The 19,828-nt window shown below is 43.4% G+C and carries 18 protein-coding genes; 12 read left to right on the forward strand and 6 right to left on the reverse strand.

The window, feature by feature from the left end:
* The first annotated feature begins 145 nt into the window (after window positions 1-145).
* The 10 genes from GXP67_RS37960 to GXP67_RS02990 all read left to right on the forward strand — a co-directional run bounded on the left by GXP67_RS37960 (window position 146) and on the right by GXP67_RS02990 (window position 13,003).
* A complete protein-coding gene (locus GXP67_RS37960) occupies window positions 146-2,380 on the forward strand; it encodes a SusC/RagA family TonB-linked outer membrane protein (protein ID WP_317170099.1) in 2,235 nt (744 codons plus the stop codon).
* Window positions 2,353-2,565, forward strand: a complete 213-nt coding sequence (locus GXP67_RS37965) for a hypothetical protein (protein ID WP_317170100.1) — start codon at window positions 2,353-2,355, stop codon at window positions 2,563-2,565. Before GXP67_RS37960 ends, GXP67_RS37965 begins: the two co-directional genes overlap by 28 nt.
* Window positions 2,566-2,600: 35 nt before the next feature.
* The gene (locus GXP67_RS37970; protein WP_317170101.1) at window positions 2,601-3,620 is read left to right on the forward strand and encodes a SusC/RagA family TonB-linked outer membrane protein; all 1,020 of its coding nucleotides are present in this window, start codon (window positions 2,601-2,603) and stop codon (window positions 3,618-3,620) included.
* An 88-nt stretch (window positions 3,621-3,708) separates the two neighbouring features.
* Complete coding sequence (locus tag GXP67_RS02960) at window positions 3,709-5,148, forward strand: RagB/SusD family nutrient uptake outer membrane protein (protein ID WP_162441777.1); 1,440 nt, start codon at window positions 3,709-3,711, stop codon at window positions 5,146-5,148.
* 61 nt (window positions 5,149-5,209) lie between these two features.
* The gene (locus GXP67_RS02965) at window positions 5,210-6,427 is read left to right on the forward strand and encodes a YncE family protein (protein WP_162441778.1); all 1,218 of its coding nucleotides are present in this window, start codon (window positions 5,210-5,212) and stop codon (window positions 6,425-6,427) included.
* A gap of 193 nt (window positions 6,428-6,620) precedes the next feature.
* Window positions 6,621-7,244, forward strand: a complete 624-nt coding sequence (locus tag GXP67_RS02970) for a NanQ anomerase/TabA/YiaL family protein (RefSeq protein ID WP_162441779.1) — start codon at window positions 6,621-6,623, stop codon at window positions 7,242-7,244.
* A gap of 149 nt (window positions 7,245-7,393) precedes the next feature.
* Window positions 7,394-8,335: a D-2-hydroxyacid dehydrogenase gene (locus GXP67_RS02975; RefSeq protein ID WP_162441780.1), complete on the forward strand. Its 942-nt coding sequence runs from the start codon at window positions 7,394-7,396 to the stop codon at window positions 8,333-8,335.
* 126 nt (window positions 8,336-8,461) lie between these two features.
* Window positions 8,462-10,246 (forward strand): L-lactate permease, encoded by a 1,785-nt coding sequence (locus GXP67_RS02980; RefSeq protein ID WP_162441781.1) that lies wholly within the window; start codon window positions 8,462-8,464, stop codon window positions 10,244-10,246.
* Window positions 10,247-10,292: 46 nt separating this feature from the next.
* The gene (locus tag GXP67_RS02985; RefSeq protein WP_162441782.1) at window positions 10,293-12,203 is read left to right on the forward strand and encodes an aldolase/citrate lyase/malate synthase family protein; all 1,911 of its coding nucleotides are present in this window, start codon (window positions 10,293-10,295) and stop codon (window positions 12,201-12,203) included.
* A gap of 26 nt (window positions 12,204-12,229) precedes the next feature.
* On the forward strand, window positions 12,230-13,003 hold the full coding sequence (locus GXP67_RS02990; RefSeq protein WP_162441783.1) for a c-type cytochrome: 774 nt from the start codon (window positions 12,230-12,232) through the stop codon (window positions 13,001-13,003).
* Window positions 13,004-13,187: 184 nt separating this feature from the next.
* On the opposite strand, the gene GXP67_RS02995 is transcribed toward GXP67_RS02990, so the two are convergent.
* Window positions 13,188-13,838 (reverse strand): Dps family protein, encoded by a 651-nt coding sequence (locus GXP67_RS02995; RefSeq protein WP_162441784.1) that lies wholly within the window; start codon window positions 13,836-13,838, stop codon window positions 13,188-13,190.
* Between the two features lie 297 nt (window positions 13,839-14,135).
* Here GXP67_RS02995 and GXP67_RS03000 point away from each other — a divergent pair, with 297 nt between their 5' ends.
* Window positions 14,136-14,414, forward strand: a complete 279-nt coding sequence (locus GXP67_RS03000; RefSeq protein WP_162441785.1) for an Rdx family protein — start codon at window positions 14,136-14,138, stop codon at window positions 14,412-14,414.
* A gap of 63 nt (window positions 14,415-14,477) precedes the next feature.
* On the forward strand, window positions 14,478-14,828 hold the full coding sequence (locus GXP67_RS03005; RefSeq protein WP_162441786.1) for a hypothetical protein: 351 nt from the start codon (window positions 14,478-14,480) through the stop codon (window positions 14,826-14,828).
* A gap of 62 nt (window positions 14,829-14,890) precedes the next feature.
* Here the strand turns inward: GXP67_RS03005 and GXP67_RS03010 are convergent, their stop codons facing one another.
* The 5 genes from GXP67_RS03010 to GXP67_RS03030 form a co-directional block, all read right to left on the reverse strand.
* Window positions 14,891-16,441 carry a TolB family protein gene (locus GXP67_RS03010; RefSeq protein WP_162441787.1) on the reverse strand — a complete coding sequence of 517 codons (1,551 nt, stop codon included), beginning with the start codon at window positions 16,439-16,441 and terminating at the stop codon, window positions 14,891-14,893.
* A gap of 19 nt (window positions 16,442-16,460) precedes the next feature.
* Window positions 16,461-17,156, reverse strand: a complete 696-nt coding sequence (locus GXP67_RS03015; protein ID WP_162441788.1) for a 3-keto-disaccharide hydrolase — start codon at window positions 17,154-17,156, stop codon at window positions 16,461-16,463.
* A gap of 130 nt (window positions 17,157-17,286) precedes the next feature.
* A complete protein-coding gene (locus tag GXP67_RS03020) occupies window positions 17,287-18,201 on the reverse strand; it encodes a sugar phosphate isomerase/epimerase family protein (protein WP_162441789.1) in 915 nt (304 codons plus the stop codon).
* A 22-nt stretch (window positions 18,202-18,223) separates the two neighbouring features.
* Window positions 18,224-19,078 carry a sugar phosphate isomerase/epimerase family protein gene (locus GXP67_RS03025; RefSeq protein WP_162447783.1) on the reverse strand — a complete coding sequence of 285 codons (855 nt, stop codon included), beginning with the start codon at window positions 19,076-19,078 and terminating at the stop codon, window positions 18,224-18,226.
* A gap of 82 nt (window positions 19,079-19,160) precedes the next feature.
* Window positions 19,161-19,622: a cupin domain-containing protein gene (locus tag GXP67_RS03030; protein ID WP_162441790.1), complete on the reverse strand. Its 462-nt coding sequence runs from the start codon at window positions 19,620-19,622 to the stop codon at window positions 19,161-19,163.
* Window positions 19,623-19,828 lie beyond the last annotated feature (206 nt).

The raw sequence follows: 19,828 nt of genomic DNA on the forward strand, positions 1-19,828 counted from the left end.
GAAAAAAACTTCCTATTGAATACAGTTAAGCTTCAGGAAAGAAGCCTAACTGCACCCGCCTCCCAAAAGAACTGATGTTGGCGCATACATACTTTAAGAGGCTGCTGATTTAATTTATTGTCTCTAAACTAAACCGTCCAAATGTATGGAATATAATTCTAACTACCTAATCTGTTGGGTAGTCAGAAGGGCTTTGTGTTGCCTTCTGATTACGCTCACCCTATTGCCCAGGCTTGTAGCAGCCGGTAACCATTCTGTAGAACAAGGAGTGAATGAAACCAAGATCACCCTGGCTCTTAAGAACGCTACCCTACAGGAATTTATACATGAAGTTGAATCTAAAACTCCTTTTAAATTTACGTTTGATGAAAGGGAGACCTTGAACAAAGTACTTATTTCTGTTAAAGCAAAGAATGAATCTCTGGATAAAGTACTCGCCCGCATTTCAGCCAGCACCCGCCTGGAATTCAAACAGGTAAACAATAACATTCATATCCGCCTCCGCGAATTAACCAGTCCTAAAGCGGAAATCGCTCCCCAGGAACAAAAGCAGCAAATCAAAGCTGACCTGACTGTTACCGGAAAGGTTTCGGATGAAAAAGGAGATGCAGTACCTGGGGTAAATGTGCTGTTAAAAGGCACCACTACCGGAACTGCTACCGGGTCGGAAGGGGAATATTCTATCACCGTACCTGATGGCAATGGCACCCTGGTATTCTCTTACATTGGCTATGTTAATCAGGAAGTGCCCATAAATAACCAGTCAATTATCAACGTATCGATCGTAGCTGATATTAAGTCTCTGGAAGAAGTGGTAGTGATTGGATATGGTTCGGTACAAAGAAAAGACTTAACAGGCTCTATTTCCTCGGTTGGCAACGAAGCCATAAAAGATCTCGCCCTAACCCGTGTGGACCAGGCCCTGCTGGGAAAGGTGCCGGGCGTACAGGTGAAACCTTCGTCAGGTGAGCCGGGTGCGCCTCCACAAATCAGGATCAGGGGGATAGGCAGTATTTCGGCAGGCGCAGGACCTTTATATGTGGTAGATGGATTTCCGATCGCCAGCATACAATCCCTTAATCCCAATGACATTGAAAGTATGGATGTATTGAAAGATGCATCTGCTACAGCGATATACGGCTCCCGTGGTTCCAATGGCGTAATCATTATCAATACCAAACGGGGAAAAACCGGCAAACCCTCTATTTCTCTGGATACCTATTACGGCTTTCAGAAAATTGCAAAAGTGCCCCATTTCATGAGTGGCATTGAGCAGGCACAACATTACTTTGATGGAATCCGCAACCGGAATATCGATGAAGGAAATGATGTGACCATTCCGGTGAGCCAATGGAAAATACCCGTACCAGTTACCTTATTAGAAGTATTGGAAGGTCGGGAACCTACCATGCCAGGTGTAACCTTAAATTTTAGAGATCCCCTGGATGAAGTATTACGGGTGGCACCTCAACAGCAACATCAGTTAACGGTGACAGGCGGCAGCGAAAATATCAAATATGCCTTGAGTGGAGAATATTTAAGCCAGGATGGAATTATCCTCAACAGCAATTTTAAACGCTTTTCAGCCCGGGCTAATATAGATGCCAGATTGTCTAATAAACTGTCTGTCAAGATGAATTTAAATCCCTCCTTCACCGATAAAACCAATGTGGGCGGTGCAGGTGCCGATGAAATTGGAAGTGATGGCAACAGAGGCTCAGATATCATTTACAACGCCCTGGTTATTCCCCAATATTATTCCCTGCTAAATCCCGATGGCTCTTATTTTCCTTTTGGAGACGGCCTGGATGCAGTGGTATCTACCCAAAATCCTTTGGCCCTTGCCAGAGAAGTACAACGCAAGCAAAGAGGAACCGGCATTCTGGGAAATATCAATTTAGAATACGCCATCATTCCTGATTTGAAGCTCAATGTGATGCTGGGTGCCAATATTATGAACATTAAAGGGATGCGCTTCAAACCGCTTCTCCCGGCTTTTAACAACAATCCGGCTACCGGTACAGATAATTCTTCCATGCTGCTTAACTGGCTCACCGAATACACCCTCAACTACAATAAGGTGTTTGGCAAGCATAGCATTTCCGGATTGGTAGGCTTTACTGCCCAGAAAGAAAGGTTTGAATCCAATTTCCTCACCAGCAACCGGTATCCTAATAATTTAGTGCCTACTCTGAGTGCGGTTAGCGGCCTTATTACCAATGGGTCAGGTGATATCAGCGAATGGTCTATCCTCTCCTACTTATCCAGGGTCAACTATAGTTTCAACAACAAATATTATATCACCGCTTCTGTCCGTACAGATGGTTCTTCCAGGTTTGGTGCAGCCAATAAATGGGGGTATTCCCTTCTGCGGCTTTAGCCTGGCGTATTTCTGATGAAAGTTTTATGCAGGGACTCGGCTTTCTCAGCGAACTGAAACTGAGAACCAGCTACGGCGAAACTGGTAACAACAATATTGGCAATTATGACCATTATGCAACGGTTAACTATGAAAAATATATTCTGGGGGTGCTGCTGTTGGCGGATATGCCCCCGGAAGGTTAGCCAATCCGAATCTGACCTGGGAAACACAAAAATCAGTGAACGCCGGGATTGATGCCAGTTTCTTTAACAACCGGCTTTCTGTGACGGTGGATCATTTTCAGTCCCGGAATTATGACCTGTTGCTGAATGTAAACGTTCCCGATATTACCGGCTTTAGCACTGCGCTGAAAAACATTGGTGAGGTTAAAAACAGCGGATGGGAGTTTGTAGTAAATACCGTGAACTTACGGGATAAATTTGAATGGAACACCGACTTTAATATTTCTACCTACCGGAATAAAGTGGTGAAATTAGGCCCTGAAGGCGATCCTATTATTTCGGGAGGCAATATTACCATGATCGGCCAGCCCATCGGGATGTTTTTCGGATGGTTAAGCGATGGAATATTTATGAATCAGGCCGAACTAGACCAGGGACCTATCTTTAATCCTGGCGCACGTGACCGTTCCAGGGTGGGAGATGTCCGGTTTATAGATGTAAGCGGCCCAGATGGTGCGCCTGACGGGATAATCAACAGCTTCGATAAAACCATTATGGGTTCGCCCTATCCGGATTTTTATTATGGCATGACCAATAATTTCTCCTACAAAAACATCTCTTTAACCGTGGGTTTGCAGGGTTCTTATGGAAACGAAATACTGGCTTTGTCCAGAGATCAGGTGGCTAACAACAGAGCCCGTTTCCGGCAACTCACGATTCTGAATAATTACTGGAAATCGGAAGAAGAACCCGGAGATGGAAATACCCCACGGCCAAATGATACGCCTACCGGTAATTTCAGAGGGACGTATAGCCAGCGCTGGATGGATACCGGAACTTATCTCCGGATTAATAATATCACGCTCAGCTATGTATTCCCTGCACCGCTCATTCAGAAGATCAAGCTCAATTCTACCAGGATTTATCTCAATGCAACGAATCCATTTTTGATCACCAAGCATGTGGGCTTTAATCCGGATATTAGCCGGAACAGCAGCGCCCTGAATCCGGGAAATGAGAATTACGACTATCCGCTGGCAAAGAGTATTATTCTTGGCTTAAATATAGGTTTCTGAAACTAATCACAGACAGGAAGTGGTATCAACTATTCACATTACCAGAGTAAAAGCACCTCCATCTGATTAAAAAATAAATTGTATTCACATGAAAAAGATAACAAGTATAGCCCTGTTAACCTGTGTGTTAATGATGGCATGCCAAAAGGACTTTATAGAACTAAGTCCTATATCCACCACCAGCACCGATGTTCTCTACAAAACAGATGGCGATTTCAAAGATGCCATGACAGGTATTTATGGCGTTTATCAGACACAATATGAAAACATGTGGCTGTTTGGAGATATGCGGGGCGATGATTCCTGGGATGAACTGGTGAAAGGAACACCGGCCGCCATGGACCTTTTTACCATTAATAATGATGATGGGGTGATCAGAAGTACCTGGCGGAATTACTACAATATCATCAACCGGGCCAATACCGTGATCACCAAAATTGAAACGGCTGATCCGGCTGTGGTAAAAAGCAAAGACCGGCATACCGGAGAAGCTAAATTCCTGCGGGCACTGGCTTATTTCGACATGGTAAGAATTTATGGAGATGTTCCTATGGTAACCACTCCTTTAACTATTGAAGAAGCTTATACATATGGACGGACTCCGGTAGAGAGAATATACAATGAAATAATTATTCCCGATCTGATGGATGCGGAAACCAAACTGTCCGTAAAATATTCCGGGGCAGATGTGGGAAGGGCTACCCAGGGAGCAGCCAAGGCTTTACTCGGGAAAGTATATCTTACCCTTAAAGATTTTGCAAAAGCCGAAGCCAAACTACAGGAGGTAACTACGCTGGGGTATGCCCTCTTACCCAATTATAATGACCTGTTTGACTTTACAAAAGATGAACACCACAGCGAATATATTTTTGACATCGAATATGAACAGGGAATTGGGGAAGGAAATTGTTTTACTACCAATTTTACGCCCAAAGACCCTGCCCTGGCTACTTTTTATGGAGTTACCGGTGGCCAGAACGGCGCAAATAATCCGCCTCAGTCCTTATTTAATTTGTTTCCTGCCGGAGACTTGCGTAAGGATGTAACCGCTGCCAACGGACATGTAAATAAAGATGGGGTTTTTATACGCCTGCTCCCTACTTCCAACGATGTGCAGACCTTCACCAGAAAATATATGGTACGGCTACTGGCCAATTGCGACAGCCGGGCCAACTGGAAAGTGATCCGCTATGCCGATGTTTTATTGATGTATGCCGAAGCACTGAATGAAAATGGCAAAACCAGTGAAGCACTTACCTATTTAAACCTGGTCCACCAGAGAGCTGGATTGCAGCCCTACGCCAATCTTACTCAGGATCAGGCCCGTGAAAACATTTACCTGGAACGCAGATTAGAATTATCTTTCGAAGGCCACCGCTGGTTTGACCTGGTGAGAACCGGCAAGGCATTGGAAGTGATGGCTTCGCATGGCATGAAACCTTATATGACTATCTTCCCGATTCCGCTCAGCCAGATACAATTGATCAACGACCCCAGTATTTTTCCTCAGAATCCTGGATATGATTAACATTTCCTTTGCTGGTCTGCTAATATTTTATATAATTATGTACTACCTAAACATTTGAGTTATGCGTGCACCTTTTAAATTTTCTATTTTGCTGCTATGTGGGTTGGTGATCATCCTTACTGTGGCCTGGATACCTTCCTTAGAAACTACGTCTGCGTCAGAAGTAAAAGCACCTCCGCCAGGACGGTATATGTATGTAGCAGTGCCAGGCATCCGGAATTACCTGGGATATGGTGGCCATGGAATACTGGTGTTTGATATGGATAATAATCATAAGTTTATCAAACGTATCAAAATGCAGGGATTTCTTTCCGATAGTACCCTCAAAAAGATGCAGGCCCGTGCGGCTGGCGGATATGTGTCGGTAAAAGGCGATCAGGTGCCTTCCAATGTGAAAGGTATTGCCGTAAGTGTACAACTCAACAGCATTTATGTGAGCACCCTCGAAACTGTACAGCGTATTGACCTGACGACAGAAAAAGTATTATGGGAGAAAACGTATGTTGGCGGCGCTGACCGGATGTCTATTTCGCCGGATGGCAAAATCATGTATCTGCCTTCTTTAGAGAAGAACTTCTGGAATGTGGTAGATTGTGAAACAGGCGATATTATTAAAAAAATCGAGGTGGTCAGAAGGGCGCATAATACCGTTTACGGCCCCTCCGGAAATAATGTGTACTTAGCCGATATTGCCTCTCCCCTGCTCCATGTTGCCGATCCTAAAACCCATACGATTGTTAGAAAAGTAGGTCCTTTCGGAAATGGCATCCGTCCGTTTACTATTAACAGCAATGAAACGCTGGCTTTTGTTACCGTAGATAGCCTGCTGGGTTTTGAGATTGGCGATTTAAAAACCGGCAAAATGCTGGAACGCATCAAAGTAGAAGGCTGGAATATGGGTCCGGTACGGCGGCACGGCAATCCAAGCCACGGAATTGGCCTCACGCCTGATGAAAAGGAAGTATGGGTAGCCGACGGGCATAATATGCGGATGCATGTATTCAGTGCGGTTAAACCTTACCAGCAATTAACCACTATTCCTTTACAGGATATGCCGGGATGGATCACTTTTAGTATGGATGGAAAATATGCCTATCCTTCCAGCGGCGAAGTGATTGATGTAAAAACCCGTAAAGTTCTCACCGTTTTACAGGATGAATTTTACAACAATGTATCGAGTGAAAAAATGGTAGAAGTACATATCACCGGCAATAAGGTAGTAAAAGCAGGTGATCAGTTTGGTATTGGCCGGGCTACAAAAAAGGTAGCTGTTAATTAAACTGATATTAGCTTTCGTTTCTCTTCAGAATTTAGTATTTAGAAATGAGATTCCTGAACAAGGGATATAAGCTATCTACCTACTTATATCCCTTGTTTTTTCAGCTGGAAAAGGCATGATTAGAAACGCATCATACTTCATGCTTACGGCTACTTATTTTGAACAAACCGCTTCTTCTATTTTTTTTAATTTTATGAAAAAATTATATTGTCTATTATTTGTATTATCCTTGTTATTCCACCTACACACCCAGGCACAGTCAGAAAAAATGTGGACAAAAAAACAAGCTACCGAATGGTATAAGGGCCAGGAATGGTTAAATGGATTAAAATTAAAGCCTCATGCTTCCACGGACCCCTACGAATTTGCCAGGCAATACCAGTCTAATAAAGCCGGATGGGATAAGGCTTTTGCCTACCTGAAAGAAACAGATTTTAGCAGCCTCACCGCAGGCAGGCACCAGATCGATGGTGATAATGTGTTTGTAATTGTAACTGAAGCCCCTGCAAAAACCATGGAAAATGCCAAGTGGGAATCGCACCGGAATTACAGCGATATTCATTATGTGATAAAAGGCAAAGAACAGATCGGCGTAATCCAGGTGGCCAAAGTCAAGCTTACCGAAGCCTACGACCCGGCCAAAGATATTATGTTTTATTCTGGTGAGGGCAAGTTTCATGTAACCGATCCTGGAACTTTTTTTATTTTTCCGCCCAAATACGCACACCGCCCCAGTGTAAAAGTGGAGGAAGAAGATACGCCTGTGAAGAAAATTGTAATTAAGGTAAAAACAGATTTACCCCTTACAGAAAAGTAAATGGGCAAGAATTAGTGCTTTCTCTGCACTATAGAAGTGTAATTAACAAATTCTCCTGGCAGCCAATAATTGACTTAACAGGTCTGTAGATTCTCATTTTTGATAAGACCGGCTGTTTTTCATCTCACAAAACCAACCCTGTTTTTACAATGAAATTAGTTTTCCTGGATACCAAAACAATGGGAAATATTCCAAACCTGAAAGCAATCGAGCGATTTGGAGAAGTAAGCTATTATGAAACCACCCGTCCAGAGCAAACCCAGGAAAGGGTAAAAGAGGCCGATATTATTATTACCAATAAAGTAGTAGTGAATGCATCCATTATCGAAAAAGTGCCCAGCCTGAAATTGATTTGTGTAGCGGCTACCGGCACCAATAATGTAGATAAAGCGGCTGCTCAGAAACGGGGAATTCCGGTAAAAAATGTAATGGATTATTCTACCCATAGTGTGGCACAAGGCACCTTTGCGTTGTTACTGCACTTGCTGAATCAGGTTTCTTATTTCGACCAGTATGTAAAAGGAGGCGAATATTCTAAAACCGATATTTTTACTCATTTTGGCAGGTATTTCTGTGAGATCAACGGCAAACGTTTTGGTATTCTGGGTCTAGGCAATATTGGCCGGCAGGTAGCAAAAATTGCAGAAGCGTTTGGGGCAGAAGTAGTCTATTATTCAGCCTCCGGAAAAAATACTAACCAGCCTTATCTCCGGCTGGAACTGGAGGAGTTTTTAAAAACCTGCGACATAATCTCTATTCATGCCCCATTGAATGAATACACAGCCAACCTGATTAATGATGACCGTCTGCGGATGATGAAAAAGTCGGCTATTCTGCTCAATGCAGGCAGAGGAGGTATTGTCAATGAAGCCGATTTAGCCAAAGCATTGGATGAAAATCTGATAGCCGGAGCTGGCATTGATGTGTATGAAAAAGAACCTGTTCCTGTCAATAATCCGCTTTTGCAGGTAAAGCAAAAAGAAAAATTAGCCCTCACGCCTCATGTGACCTGGGCAAGTATCGAAGCCCGTACTTTACTGATGGAGAAAGTGGTAGAAAATATTCAGGAATTTCTGGAGAAAGGGAAATAACAAATATCATAGAATTGGCTTTGCCCAAACCAGAAGCGGAGTAATTTTAAAATTATGTTCCAGCCATGATTTGTAATTGAAATTAACCTTTAACTTAGAAAGGAAGTACCCACTGAACCTATTCCCATGAACTGGACCCAACTCACCGACCCGCTCAACCAGATTGCTCTTTCCGCATTCGTAGCCGCTATACCCATATTCTTTATTTTCTGGGCACTGGCCATCCAGAAAATGAAAGGATACAAAGCCAGTTTACTTACCGTATTCATTGCCATCTTATTTGCAGTAATCTTGTATGGAATGCCGGTAAATCTTGCTTTGTTATCCACCCTACATGGGGCACTGTACGGCTTATTTCCTATCTGCTGGATCATTATCGGAGCGGTATTTTTATATAACATTACGGTGCAAAGCGGGCAGTTTGAGGTGATTAAAAACTTTATGGCTTCTATCACCCCCGACCGGAGATTACAAGGCTTGCTGATCGCTTTTTCCTTTGGTGCATTTCTGGAAGGGGCTACCGGTTTTGGGGCACCTATTGCCATCAGTGCTGCTATGCTGGTGGGTCTTGGTTTTAATCCTTTGTATGCGGCTGGCATCTGCCTGATTGCCAATACGGCTCCGGTGGCGTTTGGTGCGGTAGGAACGCCTATCATTATGGCCTCCCAGGTATCTGATATTCCGGAAATGGCTATTTCCCAAATGGTGGGCAGAACACTTCCTATTTTATCTGTTATTATTCCTTTCTACCTGGTTATTCTCATGGCGGGTTATAAAAAATCTATCGAAGTATTACCAGCCATTATTGTTTCCGGGGTGTCTTTCGCTTTTTTCCAGTGGTTTTCTTCCAACTATTTAGGACCTATGCTTCCGGATGTGATCGCCGGTCTGGCTTCTATCATCAGTTTGATGGTGCTGTTGAAATACTGGAAGCCTAAAACCTTATGGCGGTTTAGCGAAGAGCCCCAGCAAACCATTGATACAGAACTTAAATATACAACTGGTCAGGTAGTAAGGGCCTGGTCTCCTTTTATCATTATGACAGTGATGGTAATTGCCTGGGGTCTTGCACCAGTCAAAGCGGCTCTTAATTCTATGGGTATCATTAAATTTGCCATTCCTGGCTTACAGGATGCTATTTTAAAAGCAGATGGCAGTCCCTTGGTGATCAAGCCTTTTGAATTTAATTACCTTTCTACGCCCGGAACTGCCTTATTGATAGCCGCCATTATTTCCTTACCCTTTATTGGATTGAGTTTTAAAAGTGGTGCTAAAGTATATCTCGCTACACTAAATCAATTGAAATTTCCGATCATTACCATTGCCTCAGTAGTGGGATTCGCTTTTATTGCCAATAATTCGGGAATGTCTAATACCATGGCGATGGCACTGGCCAGTACAGGTGTACTGTTCCCCTTCTTTTCGCCTATGCTGGGCTGGCTCGGGGTGTTTCTTACCGGTTCAGATACCTCTGCAAATGCGTTGTTCTGCAAACTTCAGTATACGTCAGCCGAAACGCTTGGAATTGATCCGGTAGTAACGGTGAGTGCGAATGCTTCCGGGGGGGTTACGGGGAAAATGATTTCTCCTCAATCGATTGCCATTGGTTCAGCGGCGGTGGGATTGGTGGGAAAAGAATCTGATCTGTTGCGGTTCACGGTCAAGCACAGTTTTATCATGCTCTTCGTGATCTGTATCCTCACCATTCTGCAGGCCTATGTGATTACCTGGATCATACCCACTTACGAAATGATGTTAGCAGCAACAGCAGCCGCTTCTGATATATCTAAAGGATTTATGTACTTGCTGATTCTGGCACTGGTGATCGTAACTATTGCCTTAGTTGTGTATGTGCTGAACAGGAACAGAAGTAAAGAAGAAGTACAAACAGTGTATTCGAAAGTAGAATAATATAATTACGAATTACTAATGACCATTGACTAATCTACCTCAACCTATGACTCAACATACCATTATCATCCGAGACAACCTGAAAGAACAGTATAGCGATGTATACACCCCTGAAGTGCTTACCGCTCTCTCTGCCCTTGCTCACTTTAATAAAGATATTAAAGATGTAATGGGTATCCGAATGGAACGCAGGGCAGAACGTCAGTTACTGAAAAAACGCATCGGCTTTTTAGACCCGGAAACTTATATTCCCCGCACGACCATAAAAGTTCAGGAAGCCCGCGAAGGCAAATTTGAAGGAGCCATTATTCCCCACGATTTACAAAGGCAATGGATACAAGGCACTGGCCCGGCTGCCAAACCCAATACGCCTGTTGAGAGCAGCATACGTAATGTAGCCTATGCTTTACTTTCAGGAGCCGATGGGTGGATGTTTGATGGAGAGGATGCGCTGGGCCAGATCAGCACTATGTCCTTAGACAACCAGCGTAACCTGAAACTGGCTATTCACAAAGACCCTGTATTTTTAAAAGTAGCCGAACTGATTGCCGCCCAAATGAACCGCTGGGCGATGGATTTTCTTGGCCGTGGCATCATCAGCAACTGGAAAGAGCAACTGGAATTTACCACCAAGATATTCCGTGCACGGGGTCTTCACCTCGATGACCGCCATATCCGGGATGCCAGTGGTGTAGCAATGGCTGCTTCTCTGGTAGATCTCACCTTGTATGTAGTCAATAACTATCAGGCGCTGCAAAAAGCAGGTTCTTCTATTGTGCTCTATCTCCCCAAAATTCAGACAGCGGAAGAAGCCGCACTCTGGAATGAAATACTGACTGAGCTGGAAAATCACCTGGAAATAAGCGAAGGAAGTATTAAAGTATATGTACTGGTCGAACAACTGGAAGCTACCTATCAGTTAATGGAGATCCGGGCGGCTCTGGGCAAACATTTTGTAGGATTTAACACCGGCCGCTGGGATTATATTAACAGCGTATCCGATGCCATGGCCTGGGATACAAGCTTTATCAATCCCAATATCGAATCCATTACCATGACCTATGGCTACATGCGCAATTATGAAGACCGTGTACGCAGAGCCGTAAATACGCCAGACAAACATGGAAATTTTGCCTTGTGGCAAGGGGGCATGGAGCCCAATATTCCGGTAGGCTCAGAAGCTGGCGTTTCGGCAAGTATGGAAAAAGCGTTGGCCGGCGCTGCCAGGGAACAAAGGGAAGGAGCCAGCGGAAAATGGGTGGCCCACTGGAAAATGGTACACATCGTACGGCCGGTGTGGGAAAAAGCAGGAGAAGCCAATCAACTGGGAAGAAAATTTCCGCCTCTCTCCTACTCGCAGCAGGATGCTGATGGGTTGATCCTGATCGAACCTGCACCTACTACCATCCGGGGTGCCAGGAATTTACTAAGTGTGGCTTTACAGTACGGAAATGCCTTCGGACAAGGCATGCAGGCAGCTGCGCTAAAACCGGCAGATTTCTTTGGCAATGATGATATTTTGTATCTGATGGAAGACATGGCTACCGGAGAAATCCGCCTGAGTATTTTGTGGGAATGGATTCACAAAGGAGCTATTCTTACCGAGGATGATCCGCAAACCAGCACAAAATCTGGCGATGTATTTTCTATGGACTTGTATGAGCAATTGATGAAAGAGGAGTATGAAAAATTATTGCAGGCCGATAATAAGGATGTATATACTGCATCCAAAACCTCCACCCTGCCTATCGCCCGGGAAATAGCCCATGTATACATTCACAGCGGTGTAAAACCACCCTGGTATATTGACCTGCTCAATATCAACCTGAACAATATGGATCTGGCAGAAGCAAAAAAGCGGATCACTTTGTATATGAATGCTTTTAAGGAAAATGGCAAACGCATTACCGAAAACCTTGATTTTGTAAATTCAACGGAGGCAGTCAGGTCTTTGTAAGTAAGCCTCTATGTAAATTAAGTTATATGAGTAGCTATAAGCATGTACTTGTAACAGGTATTATTACTTTGTGCATAGGATATGTACCTGTATCTGCAATCTATTTCCTACCTTATAAAACACTTTTCAAAGCAGATAAAACAAATTCAGAAAATCATCCTCCTGTTGTAAAAATCATTACGCCTGCTGCAAACAGCTTCTTCAACTGGAATTCAAGCATGGAATATACCATTAAAGTATCTGATGTGGAAGATGGGGAATCTGAGCAACTGGAAATTACTTCGAATGAAGTATTTCTGGAAGTAATGTATGTAGCGGATACTTCCAGCGCCAAAAACTATGTCGGAAAAACAGCGCAAAGCCATTTTGAGTCTCCGGGTTTACAGCTTTTCATGAAAGCCGATTGCCTGAATTGCCATGCCATAAAAACAAGTGTCCAGGGACCCTCTTTCCAGGATATAGCCAGGAAATATCCAAAGACACCAGCCACCATTAAAACGCTTGCAGACAGGGTGATAGACGGAAGTTCTGGCGTTTGGGGTATTTCGGCGATGGCATCCCATCCCGATTTAACGCAGGCACAAGCTGAGCAAATTATACAATGGGTTCTGGAAAATGCTCAAGATCCTAACCGGAATTATTTCTCAGGCACCAAAGGCAGCTTTCAAATCAGAGCCAGACCAGCAACTGAGAAAGAAGGGGTATATATTCTTACGGCCACTTATACAGACCGGGGTATAAAAGGCAGGCCACAATCCGGTAAAAACGGGTTACATACGATTATGCTCCGAAGCAAATAATGTAGGCTGGATTATTGTTTTTTGATGGAAATGAAAAATTAAAAACTAAAGTACGCATGATTTTCTTTAAAGAGGCAAAAGAAAATCATGCGTACTTTAGTTTCTCCAGATTTTGAGCATATCATTCCAACTGAATTTCACTAAAATGAACAGTTATGCGGGATACTTACTCATCTGGATTGGCTTATTCAGCCCGGGTGAGCGGTGTATCTACTACATGTTCGTAAAGAAACCATGCCTGCAGCTCATTCGTGCGTAGTACCTGGCTTACCAGTAAATCATTGGTGCCATCATCACCGGCATCGGCAGCTTTTTCAGCGCTTTCCCGCACTTCTTTCAATATAATCTGATGGGCTTCCAGCAGTCGGGAAAGTTGTACAGGTACTTCTTCACGGTCGCGGGGCGGGCGTGGTATAGCTGTCAACTCGGCTACATCCGGAGCCATAGCGATGCTCAGTCCACCCAGCACCTGGATACGTTCGGCAATCTCGTCAATTAGTTCACTTTGTTCCTGGTAATGTTTATCAAAGAGCAGGTGTAGCTGGTAAAATGTAGGCCCAACTGTTTGCCAATGATGTTTTTTGTACAAATCCCGCAGACTCATGGTATCTGCCAGAATCTGGTTGAGCTGATCTACACTGCTTTTCCTGGTCTTCGCATCCAGGGCTAAAGGCAAGTTCGGCAATACTGTACCGAATGATTGTAAAATCTGCCCTTGTTGATTGAGTAAAGGTTGTGCTTTGGCGGTGCCGTTATCTTTGTCGGAGTTAGTACCGGCAGCAGGTGCCACCTGCGCTTTGGCTTTAGCAGCCGGCTTTTTGGTTGCAATTGGCATAGGTGTATAATAGGTGATAGTTTATAAGGGTTATAACGGAAGAAAAGCTTATTCGGTTAGAAATAGATTAAAGTGGATTATTTTCTGATTCAAAACTTAGATACTAAAGAAATACAAATAGCCAGTATTCAGATACCTTGTTCATAACCCGGCCGACACAAATGAACAACTAGCTTATTGAAAGTTGTAAGTAATTTTTCTTTTGAACCCTATAGCTTTTAGTGGTTTCGATTGTGTTAATTTGTGAGTAAGCTGTTTTCAGAAAAATAGCTGTCTCATTCTACTATTTTACCAGGTATGTCCCGAAGTCCCAGAGTTGAGATTGAATATTGTACGCAATGCCGGTGGTTGCTGCGAGCTGCCTGGATGGCACAGGAATTACTGACTACTTTTGTCGATGATTTAGCTGAAGTAGCGCTTATTCCTGGTACAGGTGGTATCTTTGAAGTCCGGCTTGATGATCAGTTATTATTCTCCCGCAAAGAAATGGGACGTTTTCCGGAAGCAAAAGAAGTGAAGCAATTAATTCGTGATAAGATTGATCCGCAACGAAGCCTCGGGCATAGCGACAGGTAAACGTCTACCATCTTCAAGCAATACACAGTGTTGTTAGTGTTGTGTCAAATTATAATAAATTCAATGAAATCTAGATTTATTATCTCCATATTAATTCTCTCAATATCATGCTCTCAAAAAAGCGATTTAGAAATAGACACAAAAGAATTAATACGAAATATTGATAGATACCATTTGGATACGTTAGCAATTTCAGGAAAAGTAATAGTTGAATTTGAAAATGTAGCTTTGTATTTAGATGACATAGATGAGCCAGAGAAAGCTTTATGGCTTAATTCGACAGATAAGAATTTTGATTATCAAAGTTTAAAAAACAAAGAAGTAATCATTAGAGGAGTAATAGATAAGAATGATAAAGGGCACCTGAATCAATTTCTAGGTAGCATTGAAATTATTGAAGTAATCGAAAAATAAAAGTTATTCTACTATTATCCCTAATTATGTTTGGTGATTTAACAACCATCAACGATACAGTACTACTTCTCCTCAGCCTCTGAATTGCTCACAAAGGCTATTGACTTACTATCGGGCGACCATGAATTAACATTGATGGTTCCTTGTCCTCCATACAAATAGGCAATTACTCTGGGAGCGCCTCCACCGGCTGGCATTAAGCGCAGCGTTACCCTTTGGTAGGAAGGATGCGAATTGGGATCAATATCGGTTGGAAACGAAATATAGGCAATCCATTTTCCATCGGGTGAGATATGCGGAAACCAGTTGTGGTATTCATCAAACGTAAGCTGCTCTTTGCCCGTGCCATCAGGTTTCATCCGCCAGAGTTGCATAGTACCCGTAGGATTGGCATTGTAATAAATATATTTTCCATCCGGAGAATATTCAGGTCCATCTACATGCCCGGAAGTATTTGAAGTAAGCGCCGTTTCTTTGCCTGTATTAATATCTACTTTATACAGGTTATAAATCTTGCTGCCCTTACGCAGCCCTACTACCGTTACTTCTTTATTGTTAGGCGCCCACCCATGCCAGTAGGAAGGATGTTCCTGGGTAACCAGCTTAGGCTGACCTCCTTGCAGCGGAACTACATATACCTGCGAACTGGTTCCTTCGCGGGAGCTGCTGATCGCCAGGAGTTTGTTGTTAAAGGATATACCATGATCATTATTATTGCGGGTTACATCACCGGTATTGAGCTTTTCCGGGGTTCCGCCCTCTACCGGAATGGTATATAAAGCTCCGCCTTCATTAAACAATAGTTTTTTACCATCCGGCATCCAGTTAGGGGCTTCAAACCGGGTTTTGGATTCATGAATTACATTCCGTTTTCCATCCAGAACAGTAATGGTTTCCAGGCGGCAACCTAAAACCGGTTGCCTGGCTGGCAGGTTTTTCCGGATCTGGGGATTAGGATGATAGGTACTGGGAACTGGTTTATCGATGCGTACATTCCATATTTTGGCTTCCTCCACTACATTGGAATCATGTGAACAAATGAACAGACCGGCTAATACCGCATCTGGCATATCCGGCATATCTCTGGAACCTATTTCCTGCAAAGGCTCACCCCAGTTGGCTACCCGCATGGTTATTTTCTTTCCAATGCGTTCTACTTGCACGGTCTGAAAAACAGTTTGTTTGGCATAGAATATTTCATCTTCCGGATCGCGCATATACGCTCCCCTGAGTGGACGCCATTGCATCACGGTTAACCCATCTCCATGTACCACTGCATTCATACTGGCAGCGGCTTCATCAGCAGATTCGCGGATCATCCAGCCAATTTTCCGGTGTGCATTACCTTTCTGGCCAATAAACTCAAAGCTCGCAGTCAGAATAAAGTCGCCTTTCATCTGGTTGTACAAGTATTGAAATTCATCCCGGTTAAACCAGATATTGTCGCCTCCGCCTTTTATGTAATAGGTTTGCGTAGCCGGTTCGTAGCGGGAGGAACCTGCCATTTTGGGTTTTCCTATATTGGCATGGTGCGTAAATATACCTACCGCTTCCGTTTGCGAAAAAGCAGTCTCATGCCAGCAAAGCAACACAATCAATAGAATTTTTCTCATACGATAGCTGATTACCGGCTTATAATTTCCTGACCTTGATATTGCGTAACCATATTTTCTGGCCATGATGCTGAAACATAATATGCCCTTCGGTTGATCTAGCAAACTCAGGGTTCTCCTTGAACTTGCTGTTGCTGATTAACTGGTTGAGGGCATCAGATCCTATCTGGTACTCAACTACTTTTACGCCATTGAGCCAGTGCTCCACATGGCCTTTATTTACCACTAACCTGGCCTGGTTATACTCACCTACCGGTTTTAGTTTTTTGTTCTGCGGGGTGATCAGGTCATACAAGGAGCCAGCCGAACGTTTGGGCTCTTTATCGTTAAAATCGATATCGTCCAGGATTTGCATTTCAAAATTATCGAGCCAGTTGGCACTATTTCCGTTACCCGACTGCATATCCGCTACTTCCTGCATATGAAAAAACACCCCGCCATTCCCGGCTTTTGATACTTTCCAGTCAAACATGAGTTCAAAATCTTTGTAGGTATCTTTGGTGACCAGATCTATATTGGGAACACCTGTTTGCGTAACAAGAGCACCCTCTTCCACCTTCCAGGCCTGATCCGGAAACCCCTTCAACTTATACCCCCTTAACTGATCGGTTGATTTGCCATCAAATAAGGTGACCCATTTTTCAGATTTTTGTGCTGATGCCTGCCAGCTCCAGATGCTTAACAAAACAAGTAAATAAAAGCTAATTCTTTTCATGCTTTGAATAGTATAGGAAAAAGATACAAAATGTTAGTAAACTAAAAATCAGGATTATACTGGAATTCCTTAGTCCGAAAATTATTACCGGGATTAAATCTCTGACTCAAACAATGCAATAAATATAAATCTAGCCCATTGCCTTCCGTACCTGCGCTAAAAACTCAGGCACTTTTCGTTTTGGATCTCCCGGCCCAAGGGTTTCAATGGGAAGATAGCCCCGGTATCCGGACTTTTTAACAATACTGATAATTCTCGCCAGATCCGGTTTTTCTTCCCGGCCGTTTACAAAAATCTTTTCCTTGATCTGCCAGTTTACGGCATAGGAAGCTGTACTTTCTATCTCTGTATAAGGGTCATTGGTGCGGTAACTGCCAATATCCAGTACTAATCCGAACCATTCGGATTGAGCAGCGTCAATCATTTTCTTTACCTGACCGGCAGTTTTAACAAAATCATCGTGGTTTTGTATCGCTACAATTACCCCATGCTTTTTTCCATGCTCAATACATTCCCCAATATCTTTCATCATCCAGCCAAATACCTGTTCCCAGGAATAACCTTCCGGAATTTGTTTACCGGCAAATATCCGGATCACCGGAGCACCCATTTTAGCAGCACAGCCTATCCAGTCTTTTACTAGATCTACGTCCTTTTTTCGTTTGCTTTCATCCGGTTCTGCAAAATCATTCCGAACACCAGTACCACTGATATCGAGTCCCAGGCGAAAAGCTTTGCGTTTGATATGATACAGGTATTCGTCCGTGGGCACAGCCGGATACCCAGGAAAGTAATACCCGGTCAGGTCTACGGCATCAAACCTTTGATCGCTGCAAAATTCCAGTAAATCATCCAGGTTCATCGTGCCTTTGCTCAGCGGCTCATTAAAGGAATAGGCATTCAGGCTGATCTTGAGTGAATGACCACCGGATTTTAACACCTGGCCTGAAATATCTGCCGGCCTGCCAGATAAGGCGCCAGCAGTGAATGCCGGAATGGCTGCCAGTGTTTTTAGAAATTTCCTCCGCTTTTCCGGTGTTGACATAGCGATACCAGGCCGGCTGGATTTATAAGGACAGGTTCTTTAAATATGTAATACTCTGAGGTACCTGGCTGGAAACACTCGGACTTTCGTCTTCAATGTAATAATGTTCCACACCTGCTTTCAAAGCTGCTTTGAGTATGGCTGGTAAATCTAATTGCCCGGTTCCTAAGGCTACATCATTTTCCACAGGGGTCTGCCCGGAAAAATCCCCGGTTACGCCCTTCCGCAGGTCTTTCATATGCATGAGCTTAAAACGTTTGCCATATTTATTGAGCAATTTAGCCGGGTCCTGGCCAGGGTGGAATACCCACAGAATGTCCATTTCAAAGTTTACATACTTTGGATCTGTTTGTGCCACCATATAATCGAAGAAAGTCCCTTTTTCATAGGGTTGAAACTCATAGCCATGGTTGTGGTAACAAAAGGTCAAACCATGTTCTTCTTTTAATATTTTACCTGCCCGGTTAAAATCTTCTACTGCTTTTTTGGCTACTTCCAGGGTAAAGGGAGCCTTATGCGGAATCCAGGCGACCCGTACGTAACTGGCCCCTAAGGTTTTGGCATTACTAGCTACTTCCCCGGTTTTATTTACCAGGTCATCGTAGCCAACCCCAAAAGAAGAACATTTCATATTCCGCTCGTCTAATAATTTCCGGAGTTCCTGGGCTGTTTTTCCAAACAGATTTGAAAATTCCATGTCGGTAATACCTAAAGTTTTAATGGTGTCGAGTGTTTTGGCTACATCCTTCTGAAAACTGTGCCGGTAGGTATAGGATACCATGCCTATTTCAGCCGGAAAGCCTTTTTTACTCTTTTGGGCAATACCTGGGAAAATAGCTATGCCCAGGAAAATTAGGGTAAGGATTACATTCTTCATCATGCGTAAATAAAATAAGTTTAATAGATGGCTTATTGCAAAGTAATGCAATGCGGCTTACGATAATACCGGGGTGGCCAGATTATTTTTTTGCTTTGTCTGGTAAGGTGCCCGGAGAATGCCAGCTGAATACATGGTAAGTAGCTTTGGTTTCTCCCACATTGCGAATGCTGTGCATCTGGTTGGAAGCCTGAAAGATCACTGAACCCGGTCCGACCCGTTTGAGCTGCCCATTCACCAGAGATTCCACAGTTCCTTCTTTTACGATCAGAATTTCTTCTTCCGGATGCTTATGAGGAGGATGGGAGGTTTCTCCCGGATTCAGGGTGGTCACATGGCATTCTAATTCATCCAGGGTTGCCGTGGCAGACCGGAAAAAGCTACGTACTTCCCCTACATTTGTGGGTTTTGCTTCAATTTCAGACCAGTTAAAAATAGAGGATTGTAATATAGGTACCGGATTTTGTGATTGAGTAAATCCGGCCAGTAACAGGGTAATACAGCCGGTCATGCAGGCTATGCCTATATCTCTCTTGGTGATCATGGTGGTTTTTATTTTTTAATAGGTAATCCTTATCAAATCAATTAATTTACTATCACTTTTCATGGTACAAACGATGAATACCAACTGTTTAAATAATGATTACAACATATACCGCTTTTAGTCTTTTGAAGAGTAGCAGACACGAAATACTATGTGTAATCAGGTATAAATTATTATATTTTTTGCTCAGATACTCAAAAAGGAGA

Source organism: Rhodocytophaga rosea (genome assembly GCF_010119975.1).
Classification (GTDB): domain Bacteria; phylum Bacteroidota; class Bacteroidia; order Cytophagales; family 172606-1; genus Rhodocytophaga; species Rhodocytophaga rosea.